The 22,660-nt window shown below is 47.5% G+C and carries 10 protein-coding genes; 9 read left to right on the top strand and 1 reads right to left on the bottom strand.

Features of this window, described 5'->3' with window-relative positions; all coding sequences use genetic code 11:
- The first annotated feature begins 26 nt into the window (after positions 1-26).
- Positions 27-755, top strand: a complete 729-nt coding sequence (locus tag AC5YBZ_RS02505; protein ID WP_494543697.1) for a sulfite exporter TauE/SafE family protein — start codon at positions 27-29, stop codon at positions 753-755.
- A gap of 55 nt (positions 756-810) precedes the next feature.
- Here AC5YBZ_RS02505 and traF read toward each other — a convergent pair whose 3' ends face one another.
- Complete coding sequence (gene traF / locus AC5YBZ_RS02500) at positions 811-1,833, bottom strand: conjugal transfer protein TraF (protein ID WP_494543385.1); 1,023 nt, start codon at positions 1,831-1,833, stop codon at positions 811-813.
- A gap of 578 nt (positions 1,834-2,411) precedes the next feature.
- On the opposite strand from traF, the gene AC5YBZ_RS02495 reads away from it, so the two are divergent.
- The 8 genes from AC5YBZ_RS02495 (at position 2,412) to AC5YBZ_RS02460 (ending at position 22,571) form a co-directional block, all read left to right on the top strand.
- Complete coding sequence (locus AC5YBZ_RS02495) at positions 2,412-2,741, top strand: c-type cytochrome (protein ID WP_494520125.1); 330 nt, start codon at positions 2,412-2,414, stop codon at positions 2,739-2,741.
- 49 nt (positions 2,742-2,790) lie between these two features.
- Complete coding sequence (locus tag AC5YBZ_RS02490; RefSeq protein WP_494520126.1) at positions 2,791-4,503, top strand: DUF3373 domain-containing protein; 1,713 nt, start codon at positions 2,791-2,793, stop codon at positions 4,501-4,503.
- A gap of 74 nt (positions 4,504-4,577) precedes the next feature.
- Positions 4,578-5,951, top strand: a complete 1,374-nt coding sequence (locus AC5YBZ_RS02485; RefSeq protein WP_494521672.1) for a tetrathionate reductase family octaheme c-type cytochrome — start codon at positions 4,578-4,580, stop codon at positions 5,949-5,951.
- Between the two features lie 557 nt (positions 5,952-6,508).
- Positions 6,509-8,164 (top strand): ABC transporter transmembrane domain-containing protein, encoded by a 1,656-nt coding sequence (locus AC5YBZ_RS02480; RefSeq protein ID WP_494543384.1) that lies wholly within the window; start codon positions 6,509-6,511, stop codon positions 8,162-8,164.
- Complete coding sequence (locus AC5YBZ_RS02475) at positions 8,161-10,239, top strand: peptidase domain-containing ABC transporter (RefSeq protein ID WP_494543383.1); 2,079 nt, start codon at positions 8,161-8,163, stop codon at positions 10,237-10,239. The genes AC5YBZ_RS02480 and AC5YBZ_RS02475 overlap by 4 nt, the downstream gene beginning before the upstream one ends.
- Positions 10,236-10,967: an HlyD family secretion protein gene (locus AC5YBZ_RS02470; protein WP_494543382.1), complete on the top strand. Its 732-nt coding sequence runs from the start codon at positions 10,236-10,238 to the stop codon at positions 10,965-10,967. Before AC5YBZ_RS02475 ends, AC5YBZ_RS02470 begins: the two co-directional genes overlap by 4 nt.
- On the top strand, positions 10,954-11,562 hold the full coding sequence (locus AC5YBZ_RS02465) for an HlyD family type I secretion periplasmic adaptor subunit (RefSeq protein WP_494543381.1): 609 nt from the start codon (positions 10,954-10,956) through the stop codon (positions 11,560-11,562). The genes AC5YBZ_RS02470 and AC5YBZ_RS02465 overlap by 14 nt, the downstream gene beginning before the upstream one ends.
- A gap of 11 nt (positions 11,563-11,573) precedes the next feature.
- Positions 11,574-22,571 carry a VCBS domain-containing protein gene (locus AC5YBZ_RS02460; protein ID WP_494543380.1) on the top strand — a complete coding sequence of 3,666 codons (10,998 nt, stop codon included), beginning with the start codon at positions 11,574-11,576 and terminating at the stop codon, positions 22,569-22,571.
- The last annotated feature ends 89 nt before the right edge of the window (positions 22,572-22,660 follow it).

The raw sequence follows: 22,660 nt of genomic DNA, 5'->3' as shown, positions 1-22,660 counted from the left end.
CCCCTGGTGGTATAGTGCCTGAACTTATGATTGATCCCATGATCCTTGGCCTAGCGTCGCTGATCATCTTTATTGGCGCCCTAACCCAAAGCCTGATCGGTTTTGGCTTAGCCGTTGTCGCCTCGCCGTTACTCTATCTCGTCGACCCAAGCCTAGTGCCCGCACCTGTCATTATGATGGGCTTTTCTATCGCCTTACTCACCCTGCAAAGAGAGAGGCGCGCACTGGAATTTAACGGCTTACAATATGCTTTACTGGGGCGTATCCCTGGCGGAATATTAGGCGCAACCTTATTATTGCTAGCACCACAACCAGTATTGGGATTAGCCATTGCAATCATTGTGGCTCTAGCCGTGGTTCTGAGCCTATTGAAGCTACGTCTCCCCATAAATCGCAGTAATCTTTTTATGGCGGGCATATTGTCGGGGATCTTTGGTAATATCGCCGCCATTGGTGGACCGCCAATGGCTATTTTACTCTCGGGAAAAGACGCCAAACAGTTTCGCGCAGCCTTGTCAGCCTTCTTCATCTTTAGCTCAATGATCGCCTTAATCATTTTGGCTTTCAGTGGATTACTCACACTGCGTCATCTGTATCTTTCACTGCTATTGCTACCATCGGTCCTGCTAGGCTTTGTAGTTGCTAATCGTATTGTCGGCGGCATCGACAAACAAAAAACCCAACGCCTTACCCTGATATTGTGCAGTGCAAGTGCGCTGATCTTAGCGGTAAAATCGATTATAGAACTAACGTAACGACCTCAAATAGGTGTCCGTAAAAGGGAATAAAAATCAGCAAACAAGATAATCACTAAAAATGATATGAGGTTCGGATCACGCCCCCAATGGCATCATCACTGCCAAACAGCCCGGTTAAGTCCAGATTAAAGGTGCGACCAATACTAAAGCCTGTACCAACCGAATACAGGTCGATTGCGGTATTGTTTAAATTGTGGCGATAACCCACACGTAGCGCCAACCAATCCGTGGTTTTTAGCTCCCCTGCGAAGCGCCAATATTGTGTACTAACCACTTCATCGAAACCTTGATGAGCATTCAAATCGATATCACTTGTTAGGGTAAGTGCAGCCCAATCATAAGCCACCCCAGCAGTATATAAAGGCTCAACTCGATAAGTAAATTGCCGCCCTAATGACTCTACACTCTGTTGTTTTGAGTCGATTAAATTGCGTCCAGACAAGCCAACGGTTAGCCCATTAAAAGGCTTAATTACCACACCAACATCAAGATTAAATACCGTATCATCATTACGATAGGGAGAATCATTACCACTATCAAAAGTCACGTTATTCGCATTAACTACATAATTGTAAGTGTCGATACGCTGTATTTTGGGCGAGAGCCCAACCGCTATTGGCATGTTGACAATTGATAGAGGAAAACTCAATACAACGCCAACATCAGACACTCCCCCCGACACCAACGCCCCGAGAGAGCCTAACTCTGAAACATTTGCAGAATTGTTAACATCAAAATGGTCTAAATTGCTTTGAATCGCATCTGCAACACCTACCGCCTCGATATAAGTCTTATGAAACAGTGTCATTGGCATCTGCACCGTCGGCAAGACAATCGATGTACCTTGTGTCGCAGAGGTTCTCTCTGCTTGCGGCGATGCAATCCCCCGCGCCTCTTTAGTCGCATCTAACACTGACAAGGCAGGATGATTGAAGAGATCTCCATGTTGATGACTTACGGCAACGTGTGAACTGTTTAAAGCAGAGTTATGTACACCATCATATTGCTGCTCGGCAAAGGAAAACCTAGTGAGACTCATCAGCGTGATTAACACTATTATGCTAAGGCACTTCATTCCCTTTTCTCCCCCCTCCGAATAATGGTCATTTTAAGCGTGTTGAAAGATTAGTACGCTCGATTGTTAAAGATAGTTCATTTCTTAAGTGCTAGATGATATGGCAAGTAAAAATACTGATATTTAGCCCGTATTTAACCTTTACTCCCCCAGCCTCTGCTGCGTAAATATGCTCGATAATCCACTATGGCTGATAAGATCAAAATACTGCCCATCGCGACGTATTTCCCAAAAATAACGCCCCCTTTCGACGACAATCACAGCGTTAGCGATAACAAGTTCATTAACATTACAGCCATTATTTAGCAGATGTTTAACTACAAAAGTGTGATTCACCTCCACCAGTAATTGATAGCCAACACCTCATCCCTGCAAAAACAGCAAACAATAAAAGGCTTTTAATACAAAAACTTAAATCACATCAATTAGATTAATATCAATGATATTTTTATCAATTAGATTTTTATTGTAAAGGTGATCAACCTCAAACTCACATCTCGACTCCTTTAGTAAACTTTTTAACAACAAACACCCGCTTTGTTTAATAAAAAATCACCACGGGTGGTGATTAAGGAAAGATGATGAAAAACATAGTAAAAATTGCAACGTGCATCATGCTCACATTCTCGTTAGGCGCCCAAGTTTATGCCGTAGATGGCGGTAACCCGAAAAAAGGTAAACACCTCTACAAGAAAGAGTGTAAAGCCTGCCATAGCAAAGGCGATGCGGGCGGTGAAATCACTCCGATGAGTAAAACCATGAGCCAGTGGGATCGCTATTTTAAACGTGATCAACACAAGGTTAAGCCTGAGGTTTTTGAGCAACTCTCCGAAAAAGACCGCTTGGATATTCAGCAGTTTCTTTATGACCATGCGGCAGATTCCGATCAACCACAGACTTGCGGTTAAGACTCACTAAGCCCATCTACTGCGCACCTCGCGCGACGGAGAGACAAAGATGCGTACACTACTATCGATTTTAATTGCCAATGCATTAGCCTTTTCTGGCGGCGCGTACAGTGCCGTTCAAGAACAACAAAAGCTGGCAGACTTAAAACAGCAACTAGCTGAGCTATCAGAAGAAATTGACGATATTAATAGCCGCGTAGACAAAAATGAGCGCCACACAGCACTGGATAGAATCCAACTCACAGGAGATTTTCGTACCAAGGCTCATTCATTGCATTATCAAAATGTCACTTGGAACCCTGCCATCAAAGTTGACTTCAATGATTTTGGCCAAAAAGCCATGTCTGGCACCTTTGGAATGCCAAACGATGCCAACTCGCCATTAGGCAAGATGTTAAGCGCCAACCCTGAATTAGCCAGTGCGTTCCAAAATGGCATGTTGCAGGGAGTAATGCCTTATGTGCTGGCGCCCAAATCGGTACAAGATATCGATAATGATATTTTCTATACCACCCGCCTCAGACTCAATCTAAAAGCCAAAGTATGGGACAACGTTGGCTTTTCAGCTCGATTAAGCATGTATAAAAACTGGGGGGACTCAACTGGCACCCAAGTATTTGATTCATGGCGTTCGTTCACCATGGATGGCAGTAGTAGCGGCAATACCAGCGGCGACTGGCTCAGAGTCGAGCGCGCCTACTTCGACTGGAAAAACATCGGTGGCACCAACACCTATCTTTCTATCGGTCGTCGTCCCTCAACCTACGGCCCACCCTCTCATTACAGAGAAAACGAGAAGCGCGGCGGCACCCCATCAGGTCACTTAGTCAACTTTAACTTCGATGGCGCCACCTTAGGTTACAACTTAGGCGAGATCACTGGTATTGATGGCCAAGTAGTGCGTTTCTGTTACGGCCAAGGCTTTGAGTCACAATGGGGTAATGGCGAAATGTTTGGTGATATCGTCACCAAAGACACACATCTAGGTGGTTTTAATATCGACGCCATCAACGACGGTAACCACTTCCTGCAATTTACTCTGTTTGGTGCCAAAGACATTAACGACGGCTTCAAAGGCACCATGGCTTTTCCTACTCAACTGGCAGGCATTTTTGCCCCAACCATGTACCAAGATATGCAGAAGTTTGAAAACTTCAACTTTCAAACCCGGGTACAACCTAGTGGGGTGATTGGTGACATGTATTTAGGGGGGGTCGGTTACGCCTATGAAAGCGATGAGGATATGAAGCTATTCGCCTCTTTTGGCTGGACACGAGCCGAAGGCAACGGCAATGCCGGTATGTTTGGCGGCATGTTAAGTGATGCGGTATTTGAAGCACAGCTCAACGCCGACGGCAGCGAAATTATCATGATGCCAGACGCCGCCGATAGCGCCGACACTAAAGATGGGTACGGCGTTTATGTCGGCATCCAAATTCCGGCGCCTTACGGTAAGTTAGGTCTGGAATATAACTATGGCTCTAAATACTGGACTCCGTTTACTCAAGCGCAAGACGATCCTATTGGCAGTAAGCTTGCCACCCGTGGTCATGTTGCCGAAGCCTACTACATGTTTGATATCAACCCACGTATGTTTATCAAACTGGCAGGGCTGTATTACGACTATGAATACACAGGTAGCGGTACCCCTGTTGGCGCGCCGCAAAAAATTGATGATGTCATTGAAGGCGGCGCTTATTCGATGCTGCCTGTGGTCGACACCGCCTTTGACATCAATGCCTCGTTAACAGTCAACTTCTAAACTTAGACTATCCCCCGGCTCACGCCGGGGGTAGGGATCACCCTATGAAACATCCACGCTTTTTAATCTCGATAATGGCCATGGGTCTATTGGGACTGGCCAGCGCCAATGCCGCAGACAATCCCCATAAAGACGCCATTGAAGGCCCCTTTACCCAAGGGACACAAGTCACGGCACAATGTGTTGAATGTCATGAAGATCATGCTAAAGACTTTATGAAATCATCCCACTGGACGTGGGAATTGCAACAAGAACTTCCCGGACGCACAGTTAAACGTGGCAAAAAAAATGCCATCAATAACTTTTGCACCTCAATCTCGGGTAACGAACCCAGGTGTACTAGTTGCCATGCCGGTTATGGCTGGAAAGACGACAGCTTCGACTTCACCGACATGACCAAGGTCGACTGCTTGGTCTGTCACGACACCACAGGGACCTATATTAAAGATCCTGCCGGTGCGGGTGAAGCGCTAGCCAAGGTCAACCTTGAGCGCGTAGCGCAAAATGTCGGTATGCCAGTCCGCGATAACTGCGGTACTTGCCACTTCTATGGCGGCGGTGGAGATGCGGTTAAACATGGCGATCTCGACTCCTCCATGGCTTACCCAGATAAGGCAACCGATGTCCATATGGACAGCGATGGCAACGACTTCCAGTGCCAAACCTGCCATGCTACCGAGCAACATCAAATCAGCGGTAATGCCATGGGTGTATCACCAGGCGGCACGAATGACATTGGCTGTGAAAGCTGCCATGAAGCTGCGCCTCACAGCAATAACCGCCTTAACACCCATACCGCTAGTGTGGCTTGTCAGACATGCCATATCCCCTTCTTTGCGCGCAATGAGCCCACCAAGATGAGCTGGGATTGGTCTACTGCTGGTAGCGATCAAGAAGAAACCGTCGATGAATATGGCAAGCACACCTTTATGAAGAAAAAAGGCAGCTTCGTGTGGGCTAAGATGGTAGCTCCTGAATATGCTTGGTACAACGGCAAAGCCGATGCCTACATGGTCGGCGATAAAATGGATCCCACCAAGATAACTAAACTGACTTACCCCATAGGCGATATTACCGACGCTACCGCTAAGATCTATCCGTTCAAAGTACACAGAGGCAAACAGATCTACGATAAGAAACAAAATATCTTTGTCACGGCCAAGGTTTATGGCAAAGGCGGCTACTGGAAAGATTTCGACTGGGATAAAGCCGCCAAACTGGGTATGGAAGCTAACCAAGCATTAACCGAGCAAGGTATCACATACAGTGGCGAGCATGGCTTTGCTGAAACCGAAATGTGGTGGCGTATCAACCATATGGTATCACCATCAGCTCAAGCTCTTAAATGTAACGACTGCCACAACAAAGGCACTCGTATGGATTGGCAAGCCTTAGGTTATGACGGCGACCCGATGAAAAACAAGCAAGGAGTAAAGCACGCTAAGTAAAGTTAAAAAGCGAGTCAGTATCCCTGCAATAACTGACAATGACTCCCCCGAAAGCCGGGGAGTCATTGCTTTAACAACACGAGACACTTTTTTGATATTAGGCTAGGGCCTGTTGAGCTTTGCAGGTTAAATTTCGTTCGAGACTGAAACGTTTTAATCGAGGCGAGTGGATTGCAGCCTAGTCATCTAAGCAAAATTCACTTAACAAAGAGTAAAACGTTTTTAGCCGAACCCTTCGGGCAGCGTTTGTTGATCATTTCTACTGCGTTCTCAGCTTGTTATGTAGAATAACTACACCACAAAGCTTCTGCCTTGTATAAATCCCCAACAATTGGCTACAAAAATAACCTTGAAAGATCAACAGGCCCTTGCGATTTGCAGTCAATTTATGCCTTACCGCCAGCCGCTGTCGACTTATGTTCTGAATTCCCCCATTCGTAAATAGATAACTTTGTTCAATTTACAGCCTATAGCCATAATGCTAATGTTAATGTTAACAAAAAGTAAATACCAACTATTTTTCTGGGCTCCAGAAAGCGGCACAGGGTGGGTAACTCATGATTCAATCCTTTCGTCTATTGCTCAACAATAAGTCTTTTGTCGAGCTTTTACTATCGTCGACAATGATCAATTTGTTATCGCTAGCACTGCCATTAACCATGTTACAAATCTACGATCGCATCTTACCCAATGAAAGCTTCGGTACCGCAAGCATTTTAGCCATTGGCGTGAGTCTTGCCATTTTACTCGAATTACTCTTGCGCTATGCTCGTAGCTGGTTACTCGGTGCTTCTGCTGCAAACTTTGAACTAAAAACCACCACCCAAGTGGTAGAGCGCCTACTAAAAGCCGACTACCAACAGCTAGCTTCATTAGGTACAGGTAAAGTATTCCACGCTCTGAATAGTATTAGCACAATGCGCGAGATTTACTCAGGCCAAGCGGCTGTCGCATTAATGGATTTGCCATTTGTCTTTATCTTCCTTGCATTAGTCGCCTATATTGGTGGCCCATTAGTCTTTATTCCGCTAGTGATGTGGTTGCTTGTGGGGCTACGAGTGTGGCAAATCGGGAAACAGTTATCGGCGGCCACCAGTGAGCTGGCCACCAGCGACAATGAGCGTACGAGTTTACTCATGTTAGTGTTATCCGGACTGACGACCACTAAATCAATGGCGCTAGAATCGCGGATCACATATGCCTATAAAGAAATTAACCATCGACGTTTAGCACAGCAAAACCAAGTTGATTGGCTCTCTTGTAAACTCCAAGAGCTTATTCAGGGGGCTGCACAGGCAACGACTTTAGCCATAGTGTTAATTGGTTGTTTTGAAGTCCTCAATGGCGACCTCACCACAGGTGGCCTAGCTGCATGCTCCATTTTAGCTGGCAGAGCAGTTGCCCCATTAAGTGCCATAGGCAGTTTACGGGCAAAATTTATTGCCGCTCAAAATGCGATGTTGGATGTCAATGAGATCGTGGCTACCCCCCAAGAGTCCTTTAACGGCAAACAGCGCTATCAGCAAAAACTGCCCGCAGGTCCCATTAGCTTCCAGCAGGTGAGTGCCAATCAAACCAGTGCCAAATTAACTGACCTCAACTTTGAGATCCCAAGCGGTAGCATGGTCACTATCACCTCTAATCCTCTGACACATGCTAGTTTGTTGCTCAGTACTGTCGGCGCATTTCACCAAGTAACACAAGGCCAAATTACGATTGCAGGCATAGCCCAAGGTGACCATGATGCTCACGAATATCGCCAGTCCATCTGTTATGCCCCGCCTTGGGCGACACTCTTTTCAGGATCAATTTTAGATAACATGACCCTATTTAGGCATGAGCGTGACAGTCAGGCGATGGCATTGGCCGATCAGCTAGGATTAGCCGATACGATTGCCCAACTTCCAGCTGGATACCAAACCAGAGTAGCGAGTAACGATAACCACCTACTCAATCAAGGCGCTATAAAACTGATTTCTCTGGTAAGAGTATTGGCGCAATCACCTTCAATACTGTTACTCGATGAACCTATGGTGTCACTCGATGCTGACTCTCAGACACGACTGTTGTCCTTATTAAAAGAGAGTAAAGGAGAAATGACCATTCTGGTTGCGTCCCACTTTAAGGATGTCGCTCACATCAGTGATTATTGCATTAATATTGATCAAACAGGCTCAGTGTCCATGGCTCCAACAACCGAGGCTGCAGAATGAATAACGATAACAAGCAATATCAAAACCTCAAGACACCATTGGTTAACCTCCTAAGCCAATTGGGGTTAAACGGGCAATCCAGCAACGTACAACAAAGTGATTTAGCCGATGAATTGACCTATTTAGAAGCCTACATCTTACTCAAAAAACATCATGTTGGCGTCAGTGTCCAAGCCATAGATTCGGCACTTCTGAGCCACAGCATCTACCCCTTTCTCTTACTCCCCGTCGATGGCGAACCCATAGTTGCCCGCCGAAGCGAGCAACAATATCAATACTTGGACAAGCACCAACAATGGACCAAACTAAACTCACTGCCATCTCATGGTTATGTCTTTATTATCGACAGCTTGCCTTCGAGTGCTAAGAAAGCGAGTTCATTCGCCACCCACTTACGCAAACAACGTAAGTGGTACGCACCGGTATTTTGGCTCAGCCTTCTCTCAAGTTTAACGGGATTAGCTATTCCCTTATTTACCATGGTGGTTTATGACAGAGTCATTGGAGGGCAAGCACCAGAAATATTGCCCAATATCGCTTTGGGCGCGATATTGGCATTGGGCATATTTATTGGAAGTAGATTGATCCGCGCCAGAGTGGTTGCCACTAGCAGTAATCGCTTTGCTCGCGATCTGTCAGGGATCACTTTTAACCGCTTACTGAGCATGCCACTCACTGTACTCTCACGTGTTGGGCTGTCAAACCATTTAGCCAGAATACGCAATGCTGAAAAAGTACGTAGCCTTATCTCTGGCCCCAATGGTACCGGCCTGCTGGATCTCCCTTTTACCCTAGTAGCGCTGATAGCCATAACCTTACTCAGTGGCTGGCTGGTGCTGGTGCCCTTATTGATGTTACTGCTATTCTACTGGATCATGAAGGTGCTCACTCAGTTTGCTCAAGCAGCCAGCCCCACCATCAGTAACGAATATCAGGCCAGTCTCAATGAATTAGCCAAGCAACTGCTGCAGTTGAAAGCAGCTGGTGAAACCCAAGCTTGGTACCGTCAGTTTGTACGCCGCTGCCAAGAGCATTGCCGGCAACAATTTTTGTATAATAAGCGCGCCGGACTCAACAGCGCAGTTGCTCATGCGATGGGGCTTTTTACCGCGCTGGCCACAGTATTTACCGGTGTATTTTTAGTGCTCAATCAAAGCATATCACCGGGTGAATTGATTGCCTGCGTCATGCTCATTTGGCGGATTACTGGGCCAGCACAATTGGCTTTTGCATCGCGACCAAAACTCACCATGATGAACGGGGCAATCAACCAATTTGATCGCTTTATGGCGGTCACCACTGAATTTAATCAACTCAGATTAGACGCACCAGACAGGCAAAAACCCCCAGCAATTTCATTTAAACACCTTACACTACGTTACAGCGCCGACAGCGAACCGGCCTTATCTGGTATCACTTTTGATATAGACGCTGGCGAGACAGTGGCCATCATTGGCCCTAACGGTTGCGGTAAAACCTCATTATTGCTCAGCACTATAGGAGTCATTGATACTCAAGCGGGCTACGTCACTATCAATGGTAAAAACCTCAAACAGTTTGACCCCGAAATTTTTCGTCAATGGGCGGCCTACAGCCCAACTCACAGCGATATTATGCCAGGCACTCTTGCCGATAATTTACGCTTAGCCAAACCTGATGCCACCGATGAGCAATTACGGCAAGCCTTAGAAGATGCTGGCGCTGGCGCATTATTGCAAGCATTAGATAACGATATTAATACCGATTTATATGCCCAAGAAAGCAGCATGCTAGCCGCCGTTGAAAGCGGTTACTTAAGCCTTGCACGCGCCCTACTCAAACGCTCTTCGCTACTTGTGATGGATGAGCCCATAGCGAACCGTAATCCTTATGCTAAAAAAGCTTTTATCAGCGCCTTAAAGCAACTTAAAGGACATACCACTATCTTGTTTACCAGCCACGACCAGGAGTTAATCCAACAGGCTGATAAAGTCGTTATTTTAGATAAGGGCACGGTGATCTATGCTGGTCCACTTCCAGAACAAGCTCCCCCCCCAGCAAACAAATTAACGCCCACATTGGAGGCTTCAATATGAATGATCACCAGCTTAGCCAAAGCTCTTGGCCAGAACATGAATTTACTGAAGCCATTGAGTCACCAGCGGAAAAGCGCGTCATCAAGCGCATCACCATATTCATTACAGCTGTAGTCGTGATCATGGTGATTTGGTCAATATTGACCAATATAGAAGAGATAGCGAAAGCTAAGGGGCAAGTGGTGCCATTAGGGCATAGGCAAGTAATTCAAAGCCAACTCGGCGGCACCCTTGCTTCTATCGAAGTTGCCGAAGGCGATATGGTCAAAAAAGGGGATATCATTGGCCACTTTGTCGCAATCGACAGTCAAGCCGTGGTCGAAGAACTTCTCAGTAAACAAGCCAATTTAGAGCTTAAAATAGAACGTTACAACGCTTTTATTGAAGGCAGAGAAGCCGATTTTGACACCTACACCATCAGCCACCCTTCTCTAGTACAAGAACATCTGAAAAGCTTGGCTCGCATGAATCAAGAGAAGCAAGCTTTAGTGCAACTATCACAGTCAGATATCGCCAAATCAGAGGCAGAACTTGCAAGTATCGAGCAGGAGATCCCTCCGCTTAAGAATCAAATTAACTCGGCGCAGCAGACGCTTAAAATGATGAATGCGGTCAAAGAAGCGCAAGCAGTATCAAAACTGAGCATGCTAGAGTCGCAACAAAAACTCGACGCCTATATTCGTGAATTAAAAGGCGCTTCAAGGCAAAGAAGTCGTGCTAGCGCGTAATATCGAAAACTTACAAAAACAACTCGAACAAAAACAAGCTAGCCTATTCAACGAGGTAGGAGAAAAGCGTGCCGATACACAAGCAGAACTACTTGGAGTACTGGCACGCTTAAAGTCATCAAACTCTCAAGTGCTGCAAAATACATTACATTCACCAGTCGATGGCATCATTCAATCGCTACCCAACACCTCCTCGGGTAGTGTTATTCAACCGGGTGGTACTGTTGCCGTTATTGTGCCCACCACCCCAACAGCCCTATTAGAAGCTAAACTGTCTCCAAGAGATATCGGTTTCGTCACCGTAGGTCAGCACGCTCGAATTAAAATTGATGCCTTTGATTATAGCCGTTATGGTGCCATCGATGGTGTGGTTAAACGCATCTCACCTAGCACGGATGCCGACGAAAAGGGCGGCGTATTTTATAAAGTACAAATTGCGATCGAAAAACCCTATTTTGGCGATCAACCCGGTAAGTTAGATCTAATTCCCGGTATGACAGGCGAAGCCAATATCGTCACAGGTGATAAAACCGTATTTCAATATTTATGGAAACCTGTATTTACCAATATCACCCAAGCTTTTGGTGAACGATAGGAAGCTACGCTATGAGTCAAGATAAACACTCGCCAACAAAACAAATGGGGCATGACACCGAAGCGAAAAAACGAGACGACAAGTCAAAGCGTAAAGCCAGAGCTATCGATAAAGATGTTGAACGACTCAAGGCAAAAGAGTACCGAGATGCCCAGCTTAATACGCGTTTTAACCAAGATATGGTGGCAGCCAAACCATGGAGCCACCCACTTGCTGAGCAAGAAGATGATGATGCACAAGGTGGTCAACTCACGGCAACGAACACCGTTGCCGACGCCGACGCCAAACCAGCAACCAGCAGCGAGGTCATCACCCAGCTTAGAGATATCGACCCGATTAAGGCAACACCGAACGACGAGATAGCACTATCCCCTAGCCCAGCATCAACGCTACCGCCACCAGAACTAAGTTCACCACCTCGCTCAGCAGAAACTACTGGGATAACGCCATTTTCAGGGTTTGAGCCACCAAGTAACCAATTGAGCTCATTATCGCCTATTCCCCAAATACTTAAGACCACTGGAGCGACGCCGGCATTTTCGATCACTATGTCACCAAGCCCCAAAGCGCCCTCTAAAACGGCTCAACCAATGTTGCTAACCCCCTCTGTGCAGCCACAAGTATCCACTGGCACTGGCACTGGCACTGGCACTGGCACTGGCACTGGCACTGGCACTGGCACTGGCACTGGCACTGGCACTGGCACTGGCACTGGCACTGGCACTGGCACTGGCACTGGCACTGGCACTGGCACTGGCACTGGCACTGGCACTGGCACTGGCACTGGCACTGGCACTGGCACTGGCACTGGCACTGGCACTGGCACTGGCACTGGCACTGGCACTGGCACTGGCACTGGCACTGGCACTGGCACTGGCACTGGCACTGGCACTGGCACTGGCACTGGCACTGGCACTGGCACTGGCACTGGCACTGGCACTGGCACTGGCACTGGCACTGGCACTGGCACTGGCACTGGCACTGGCACTGGCACTGGCACTGGCACTGGCACTGGCACTGGCACTGGCACTGGCACTGGCACTGGCACTGGCACTGGCACTGGCACTGGCACTGGCACTGGCACTGGCACTGGCACTGGCACTGGCACTGGCACTGGCACTGGCACTGGCACTGGCACTGGCACTGGCACTGGCACTGGCACTGGCACTGGCACTGGCACTGGCACTGGCACTGGCACTGGCACTGGCACTGGCACTGGCACTGGCACTGGCACTGGCACTGGCACTGGCACTGGCACTGGCACTGGCACTGGCACTGGCACTGGCACTGGCACTGGCACTGGCACTGGCACTGGCACTGGCACTGGCACTGGCACTGGCACTGGCACTGGCACTGGCACTGGCACTGGCACTGGCACTGGCACTGGCACTGGCACTGGCACTGGCACTGGCACTGGCACGAATGAAAAGCCATTAGAGATACAGAGTCAAGAACAAAATCAACATGTTAAAGAAAATAGCCCTGTTGATACAGTTAATGGTCAACTTACCGCCCATGGTAATGGCAGTGATGCAGTTACTTGGTCAACTTCTAACTTACAGGGACAGTTTGGTAGCCTCATTTTAGATTCGCAAACAGGTCAGTGGCATTACGTTTTAGATAACAATTCACCTCAAACAGATGCCCTATCTTCTGGCGAGCATCAAACCGAACAGTTTGTTATTAAAGCCACTGATAGCCAAGGGCATTCAGTCAACACACTTATCAGTATTGAAGTGGAAGGTACCAATGATCTCCCCACTATTTCAGGGCTGCACCATGCAAGTCTTAACGAAATGGGAACTGTTGATACTGTTAGCGGTCAATTAATTGCCACAGATCCAGACCATGCAGACACCTTAACTTGGGCGGTAACAAAGGCTTTAGGCCAATATGGTCACCTCATTATTGATCCCACTACTGGTGCCTGGCAGTATCAGTTAGACAACAGTTCAGCAAGTACCCTTGGGCTACATAATGGTCAAGTAGTTACTGAAACATTTAGTGTTACCGCCACAGACAGTAGTGGATTACCTGTAAATCAAATCGTCACAATTGAAATTCATGGGACAGATGAGATCGCTCTAATTAATGGCGTATCCAGTGCTTCTTTGAACGAAGATAGAGATGTTAATTTGGGGCAACTGCATACGAGCGGGCAGCTTACTCTCATTGATCCTGATGCTGATCAAAGCCTGTTTACTGCAGCCTCATTGCAAGGCCAATATGGCAGACTGTCGATAGATGAACACGGCCACTGGACTTACACCGCTGATAACTCACAAGCCGTGATTCAAGGGCTGAAATCGGGTGAGTCACTCACGGATACCGTGCTGGTTCACTCGGTTGATGGCACTTCACAGCAAGTCACTGTCACCATTAACGGCACTGACGATAACGCGGTAATTACAGGCTCTTCAACGGCCAGCTTAACTGAAGATAAAGACCTCTACCAAGGCCAACTGCGTGTTGATGGCGCACTCACCGTCACTGATGCTGACAACGGTCAAGCCCAGTTCAATGCTGAAAGTCTGCAAGGCCAGTTTGGTACCTTGTCGATTGACTCAAACGGCCACTGGACTTATACCGCCGACAATGCCCAAGCGGCTATTCAAGGGCTGAAATCGGGTGAGTCACTCACCGATACTTTATTGGTCCACAGCATCGATGGCACCGAGCAAAAAGTCACTGTCACCATTAACGGCACTGACGATAACGCGGTAATTGCAGGCTCTTCAACGGCCAGCTTAACTGAAGATAAAGACCTCTACCAAGGCCAACTGCGTGTTGATGGCGCACTCACCGTCACTGATGCTGACAACGGTCAAGCCCAGTTCAATGCTGAAAGTCTGCAAGGCCAGTTTGGTACCTTGTCGATTGACTCAAACGGCCACTGGACTTATACCGCCGACAATGCCCAAGCGGCTATTCAAGGGCTGAAATCGGGTGAGTCACTCACCGATACTTTATTGGTCCACAGCATCGATGGCACCGAGCAAAAAGTCACTGTCACCATTAACGGCACTGACGATAACGCGGTAATTGCAGGCTCTTCAACGGCCAGCTTAACTGAAGATAAAGACCTCTACCAAGGCCAACTGCGTGTCGATGGCGCACTCACCGTGACTGATGCTGACAACGGTCAAGCCCAGTTCAATGCTGAAAGTCTGCAAGGCCAGTTTGGTACCTTGTCGATTGACTCAAACGGCCACTGGACTTATACCGCCGACAATGCCCAAGCGGCTATTCAAGGGCTGAAATCGGGTGAGTCACTCACCGATACTTTATTGGTCCACAGCATCGATGGCACCGAGCAAAAAGTCACTGTCACCATTAACGGCACTGACGATAACGCGGTAATTGCAGGCTCTTCAACGGCCAGCTTAACTGAAGATAAAGACCTCTACCAAGGCCAACTGCGTGTCGATGGCGCACTCACCGTGACTGATGCTGACAACGGTCAAGCCCAGTTCAATGCTGAGAGTTTACAAGGCCAATTTGGTACGCTGTCGATCAACGAGCAGGGCCATTGGACCTATATTGCGGATAACAGCTCTGCACAAATCCAAGCCTTAAGTAATCAACACAGCCTAACAGAAACTCTCTCAGTCAAATCTCTTGATGGCAAAGAGCAAGAAATCATAGTAACAATTCATGGCGCCAATGATGGTGCCATTATAACAGGTGTAGACCGAGGAACTGTTCAAGAAGGAATTGATGGTAACCCTAAACAACTGACAGCCTATGGTGAGTTGAGCGTAGCCGATATTGATACGGGAGAAGAGCATTTCAAACTTCAGCTTGGGGTATTTGGTAGTGAACATTTAGGGCAATTTGCAGTTTTACCTAATGGTCATTGGTCCTATGTTGTTCATAATGAGGATCCAAGGGTTCAAGCCTTAGGGGCAGGTATTGTTATCACTGATTCTCTGCAAATAACTAGTGCAGACGGAACCCAACATACAATTTCAGTTGATATAACAGGGACCAATGATGCACCTACTGTGCAGGGTGGTGTCACTTTAGCAACGGGCACTGAAGATACCTCGGTGATAATTACACAAGCAAGCCTGTTAGCAAATGCAAGCGATGTTGATCAAAATGATGTTGGCATGCTGAGTGTCCATAACTTAACAGCGGATCATGGAAGCATCGCCTCAAACCCTGACGGCAGCTTTACCTTTACCCCAGAAAAAGACTACAACGGTGATGTGCACTTTAGTTATGACGTGAAAGATGCCCATGGTGGGGTAACGCATACAGGGGCTAGCACCACCTTAGCGGCTGTCAACGACAATCCAGATGTGGCGCCAATTTCTGAACATATTAATGAAGATGATCTGCACACCCACGCCTTAAATCTACTGCAAGGCGCTACCGACAAAGAAGGTGATGCACTAAATATTAGCCATTTAACCTTCGCCATTGATGGGCATTCTCCATCCGCACAATTGCCAAGCGGCCTGTCACTCGCACCGGATGGACACACTTTATTAGTCGATGCCACCAGCCCTGCTTTTCAACACTTAGCCAGCGGACAAACTGCACAAATTACAGTCTCCTACTTTGTTGAAGATGGTCATGGGGGAAGCAGTCCACAAACGGCAAATTTAACCATTGAAGGGACGGATGACAAAGCCACACTAATCTCCAATGTCATTCAACTGACTGAGACTCAAGCCTTAGATAGTCAACACACTATTTATCATGGTCAACTTCAACTCGTCGACCCTGACAGTGGCGACCAAACCGACTTTGTTTTCAGTGGCCAATATTTAGGCCAAGGCTACGCACCAGGCACTTTGACAGTTTGGCCTGGTGGCAAGTATCAATTCTATTTAGATAGCGCGACCAATCGCGACGCCGATAAGCTAATTGCCAGTTTGCATAGCGGTGAGTCGATGGAAATCCCCTATCAAGTAGAAACCAGCGACGGTCAAAAACTGACTATTATGGTTAAGGTCATTGGCGAAGACAATCAAGCCCGTATTGAGGTGGGTAAGTATTCTAGCCTAACAAATGATGTGTATGAAGATCGGCTCAGTCCAGCCAATACACCAAACCAAATCTATAGCGGGGGGAACCTCAAAGTAATCGATCCCGATCACCACCAAGCGGGCTTTGTTGCTCAAAGCCTCAATACCCCAGAGGGTCACTTCTGTATTAACGAACGAGGTAATTGGTCGTATCTAATTGACAATACAAAAGTTCAACACCTAGGTGCGAATGAAACCATACAAAAAATATTTACGGTTTCATCTATTGATGGCTCAGCAACGCAAAGCATTACGGTCACGCTGCATGGTACCAATGATGCACCTGTGGTAAGTAGCGCAATTAGGCTTAATGCGGGCATAGAAGATACCCAGATAGTACTCACCCCAGCACAATTACTCGCCAATGCCACCGATATAGACGATAACGATGCAGGTAAATTAACCCTTGATAACCTGCATGCCGATCATGGAACTATCGCTTTAAACTCTGACGGCAGTTTTACCTTTACCCCAGAGAAAGACTACAACGGCGATGTGCACTTCAGCTATGACGTCAAAGATGCTCATGGTGGTGTGACCTACACTGGGGCATCAACTACACTCTCGGTGAGAGCTGATGCAGCAGTTATCACTGGGACGGGGGGGCGGCTGCTTGAGGAAGATAATCTATATTACGGCTACACGATTAAAACAAACGGCCAGTTTCATGTCGCTGATCCCGATGGGCCAAGCCAGTCTAAGTTTCCGGACGGTTTGCACCACCACACCGGAAGTCTTGGTGGAACGTTGCAACTCTATAGCAATGGAAACTATTTTTACCATATTGAGAATCGTGCGGTTAATCATCTTGCGAAGGGACAGGAGGCTAGGGAAACCTTTACTATTCACAGTGTCGATGGAACGCCACATCAGGTTGAATTCGTCATCGAAGGTACCAATGATGCGCCTTTTGTGCACGGAGACGTTACTCTCTCGCCAGGTACTGAAGATACTGCTGTCACACTGCATGCCTCCGACTTGCTCGCACAAGCCGGTGACTATGATGATGGTGAAACAGCGCAACTCAGTGTGCATAACCTAAGTGCAGATCACGGCACGGTCACAGACAACAAAGACGGCACCTACACCTTCACGCCGGATGCTGATTATAACGGGGCGGTCCACTTTACTTACGATGTACAAGATCCTCAAGGTGCGACGGTTGCTACCTCGGCATCAATGGCCTTAGCAGCCGTGGCGGATGCCACTGTCATCGGTGGTGCCGACAGCGGTAATGTAAAAGAAGATGTTCATGTTGATAACAAATTTGACATCTCTCTTAGTGGCCACTTGACGATTCAAGATCCCGACAGTCCTGCAGAAGAGCTCTTTCAGACCATTTCTCTAGCCACAACCCCACAGGGTGGAACGCTGCAACTTTATAGTAATGGCAACTGGTTCTATGACATCAATAATCACACCATAGATCATCTTGATGAGGGACAAATCGTTCAAGATACCGTGACTGTTTACAGCAAAGATGGTACTGCTCATGTGTTACATTTTACGATTGAAGGGACCAACGATATTCCAGATATCAGTGCTCAGAGTCGCTATCTTACTGAGGATGGTAAAGTCCTCAATGGAAAAATGCACGCTTATGAACCCGATGATCATGCACAACTAGAGTTCACTCTTGGCCACCCAGTTGATGGCCTTACTATGCATAAAGATGGGAGCTATTCTTTTGACCCCTCAAATTCAGCCTATCAGCACATTAGCCAAAACGTACAACGGACTATTCAAGTTCCTGTAACGGTTACTGATGAACATGGTGCTCATACCACCCAAAACCTCTCCTTTGTGATAACGGGGAGCAACGATGGCGCTGTTATTGCGGGTAATAACCGTGGAGACGTGAGCGAAGATCTCAATGTGCAACATCACGAGTTACAAACACAGGGAACACTTACCAGTCACGATATAGACAATGTAGATAATGCTTTCAAAGATGAGTCATTGAGCACGCTTAAAGATGGTTCTCAAGCGTTGGGAACACTTCACATGGATTCGTCTGGTACGTGGATTTATAACGTTGATAACCGTGCTATACAATCAATGAATAGCAACGATACGAAGCTCGAAACCTTTGTGGTGCATAGTGTTGATGGAACGAGTCATGAGGTTGCAGTAACAATCCATGGCACCAATGATACACCGATAATGTCTTCAACCACCACTCTCGCCTCAGGAACAGAAGATACCAATGTGATCATCCAAGCATCTGACTTGTTGGCCAATGCTTCTGATATCGACCAAAATGATGCGGGACAGCTCACTGTGGCCAATCTAACCGCCGACCATGGTCAGTTTACTGATAATCACGATGGTACTTTCACCTTTCACCCCGATCAGGATTATAACGGTAAAGTTTCTTTCAACTATGATGTTCAGGATGCTCATGGTGGCACTGCGGCAACTTCGGCTTCATTGACCTTAAGCGCCATTGGAGATGCCGCGGTAATTGCAGGTCAAGATACAGCCAGCGTTGATGAGTTCGGAAGTCACGGCTCTGCATATTCAGACATGACCGATAAGTCGCCAGATTATCATCATTCAGGCTCTAGTAATTTATTCAATCAAATTTTGTCTATCACTGGTGACCTAACTATCACCGACCCTGATAAAAATGAAACGGAATTCCTGAGTCCAGCGCATCAAATCAGGGGGCAATTCGGATTGTTATCAATTAATGAGCAAGGTCATTGGGTATATCAAGTGTCCGCAGGAGCATCTTCTGCAGGTCGCGCTATTGATAAGCTTGGTGCAGGTGAAAAACTGACTGACACCATTACTATTCACTCAAAAGATGGCACCCCACATGATATTGTCATTACTATTCACGGCGATAATGATCGCCCCTATTGCAGCTCAGAAGTCATACTTAACGCTGGCACTGAAGATACCCGTCAAACCATCACCGTGGCTGAATTGTTGCAAAATACCGTTGATGTAGACGCAAACGATGCTGGATTACTGACTATTGAAAACCTGCACGCCGACCACGGCTCAATCGCAATTAATCCTGATGGCAGCTTTACCTTTACCCCAGATAAAGACTATAACGGTGCTGTACATTTTAGCTATGACGTTAAGGATGCCCACGGTGGTGTGACCCATACAGGTGCTAGCACCACGCTCGCAACGGTGAACGATGCAGCCCTGATCAATGGCCAGTCACAAGCATCATCGAACGTCGATATCTTCGAAGATGGTGCAACGAGTCGTCTGACGGGGCAGTTAACACTGACAGATGTCGACAGTGGCGAAAATCAGTTTGCCACAATCAGCCAGTTAGCGGGGCAGTATGGTTATCTGTCAATGGATCAGCAAGGCAATTGGTCTTATACCTTAGACAATTCACTCGCTACCACTAATGGTTTGGTTGCCGGGCAAGTTGTGACCGAAAGCTTTACCCTTACCTCACCGGACGGCACTGCTAGCCACACCATCAATGTGCAAATTCATGGCCATGATGACACGCCAAGCTTGAGCGTTAATGAAGGTGGCGCGGTTAAATCTCTCGATTTACTCGGTGGACTGAGCAGTGGCACTGTAAGCCAAATGCAATTTTCGACCGACGGTGTTCATTACACTAATCAGGTACCCGATGGCTTTATGCTAGCAAGCGATGGCCATACATTACAGGTCGATCCGGCGCACAATAGCTACAACCATTTGGCCAACGGCGTCGCCTTAAAAGTTGACATTAAGTATGAGCTACAACAAGGAGCTGGTAGCAATGTGCAGACATCGCAGCAGCAAGCTCAAGTCGTCGTCACAGGCACCAGTGATCGTCCAATCATCCACAGTTTTAATCCACATTCTCAGCAGAATAACGGCCCCGTTACAGGCAACTTACTGCAGGGTGCTACGGATGTTGATGATGGCGCACAGTTAGTGCTTCATGATGTGCAATTTCAAGACCCAGTAACGCATCACTATATAACGGTTCAAGCTGGGCAAACTCATAACATTACTGGTGTTGGGGTTATCGCAATTTCAGCCAACGGCGACTACACCTTTACCCCTAACAGTCAATTTAGCGGGCAAGTGCCTAATCTTATCTACCGCGTCTCAGACACGAATGGTGATTATGCAGACAATAGTCAGAACAACTTAACTATTCATATAGACCCTTATCAAGCCCCGATCATTATTGCGCCATTAGCAGTCTCGCTGGCCCATGATACCGGCAGCTCGGCAACAGACTTGATCACTCAAGATGGGGCGCTTAGCATCTCAGGTCAAACCGCTGGAATGCAGGTGGAGTATTCCACAGATGGTGGTGCTCATTGGAGCAGCCAATTTACTCCTGTCGAGGGACTTAATCAGCTACAGGTAAGGCAAACTGACAGCGCTGGGCACGCATCAAAAGCCACCAGTATTGATTTTACGCTAGACACTAATGTAGCAGCGCCACACATTAGCCTTGACCCTATCACTGCTGATGACGTGCTCAATCAGGCCGAGCTCAGTGGCAGCGTGCCAGTCACAGGTACTGTAGGGAGTGAAGTCAGCGTTGGCGATAATATCACCCTTACACTAGGCACACACACATACACTGGCGCCGTGGATGCACAACATAGATTCTCAATCGACATCCCAGCCAATCAACTAAGCAACCACTCCAACATTAGTGCATCAGTCACCATAAAGGATACAGCAGGAAACAACGCTACTGCGGCGGATAATCATCACTACAGCACCGATACTAACGCAGCCATTAGGGTTAACCCAATCACCAGCGACAACATCATTGACGCCAGCGAACACCAGCAAGCGATTGATATAACCGGTACAGTATCTGGCGTTGAAGATGGGCAAACGGTTATAGTAACGATTGCGGGTCAGCAGCATCAAGCCGTGGTAACTCAAGGCGCTTGGCACACTTCATTAACCGCAGCGGAGGTTCAGGCGCTGCCAGGGGGAACGGTTGATATCACCGCATCGGTTCAAGATTTAGCGGGGAATTTAGCATCAATACACAGCCCTCTGTTTATTAGCGATAGCGCTAACCCTGTACCCACTTTGAGCTTTAAGACCCCCCCTACACCAACAGGTAGTGGTAGCATTGGCTCACATATCTCAGGCGATCTGGTTGCACCTCCAATAATACAACAGCTCACCCCTAGTTTATCTGGCGCTGGGTGGGCAATCACTGATGGCCACGGTCATACTTCAACCAGTTTGCAAGGCCAATACGGTACCTTAACCATAGATCCCGTAACTGGCCACGTGGACTATGTTTATAGTCAAGCTCCGACTGCCGGTAATAAGGCGACAGGCGGCACCCATTGGGCTGGGCAAACAACCTCAGAAGAACATCATGACGTATTTCAAGTTGTGTATCATGATGCACATGCGTCCAATGTTGATGTAAAAGTGAATGTAGATGTGACTTATGTTCATGGCCACAGTGGCCATAACCAAACCTCAACTCACCTTGTTGGCATGACAATCACACCCGATACATCTGCCGCTCCGCCACCCGCCCCCGTGATGCATGATGCACCACAGGATGATGAATTCAGCGCAGTGATAGTCGATGAAGTCGACCTGTCTAGCGATGTCATCGCTCATCAAGGAGACCAAGATACTGCGCCAAGTGGCGATACTGACACAGGAGGCGTTGACCTAAGCCATGCACCAGGTCCTATACCTGCAGCCCCTATCGATCACTATCTGCAGATGGTAGGGTTAGCCCATGAAGACATTACTTCACCCACGGACAGTCCAGTGGCGGCTGAATTACCCACAGTCACCACATTAGCCAGTAGCAACGCAGATGCCGATATGCTTGACACCTTGGCCCATGATCATTTCGATAACCCCTTGTCGGACGAGGAGCCACATCGAGACGAACCAAGACATATACTTGATGTTGATGACACCATTGATGATATGGAGCATCAATCCAATGATGATGACTTATTGCACAATGCGATTAACGATATGCATAATCACACCTAAGCCATATTAGCTGTCACTAAAATGGCCAATTCGATACACCATTTTTATCGAGTTGGCCATTTTGTCTCACATCCTCACCAACAATGACT

This window comes from Shewanella sp. 553, from assembly GCF_059338375.1.
This window is presented reverse-complemented; position numbering and strand designations above follow the sequence as displayed.

Excerpts from the sequence above, each read along its gene's own strand:
- AC5YBZ_RS02505 (WP_494543697.1), top strand. The coding sequence starts at position 27 with ATGATTGATCCCATGATCCTTGGCCTAGCGTCGCTGATCATCTTTATT.
- traF (WP_494543385.1), bottom strand. The coding sequence starts at position 1,833 with ATGAAGTGCCTTAGCATAATAGTGTTAATCACGCTGATGAGTCTCACT.
- AC5YBZ_RS02495 (WP_494520125.1), top strand. The coding sequence starts at position 2,412 with ATGATGAAAAACATAGTAAAAATTGCAACGTGCATCATGCTCACATTC.
- AC5YBZ_RS02490 (WP_494520126.1), top strand. The coding sequence starts at position 2,791 with ATGCGTACACTACTATCGATTTTAATTGCCAATGCATTAGCCTTTTCT.
- AC5YBZ_RS02485 (WP_494521672.1), top strand. The coding sequence starts at position 4,578 with ATGGCCATGGGTCTATTGGGACTGGCCAGCGCCAATGCCGCAGACAAT.
- AC5YBZ_RS02480 (WP_494543384.1), top strand. The coding sequence starts at position 6,509 with ATGATTCAATCCTTTCGTCTATTGCTCAACAATAAGTCTTTTGTCGAG.
- AC5YBZ_RS02475 (WP_494543383.1), top strand. The coding sequence starts at position 8,161 with ATGAATAACGATAACAAGCAATATCAAAACCTCAAGACACCATTGGTT.
- AC5YBZ_RS02470 (WP_494543382.1), top strand. The coding sequence starts at position 10,236 with ATGAATGATCACCAGCTTAGCCAAAGCTCTTGGCCAGAACATGAATTT.
- AC5YBZ_RS02460 (WP_494543380.1), top strand. The coding sequence starts at position 11,574 with ATGAGTCAAGATAAACACTCGCCAACAAAACAAATGGGGCATGACACC.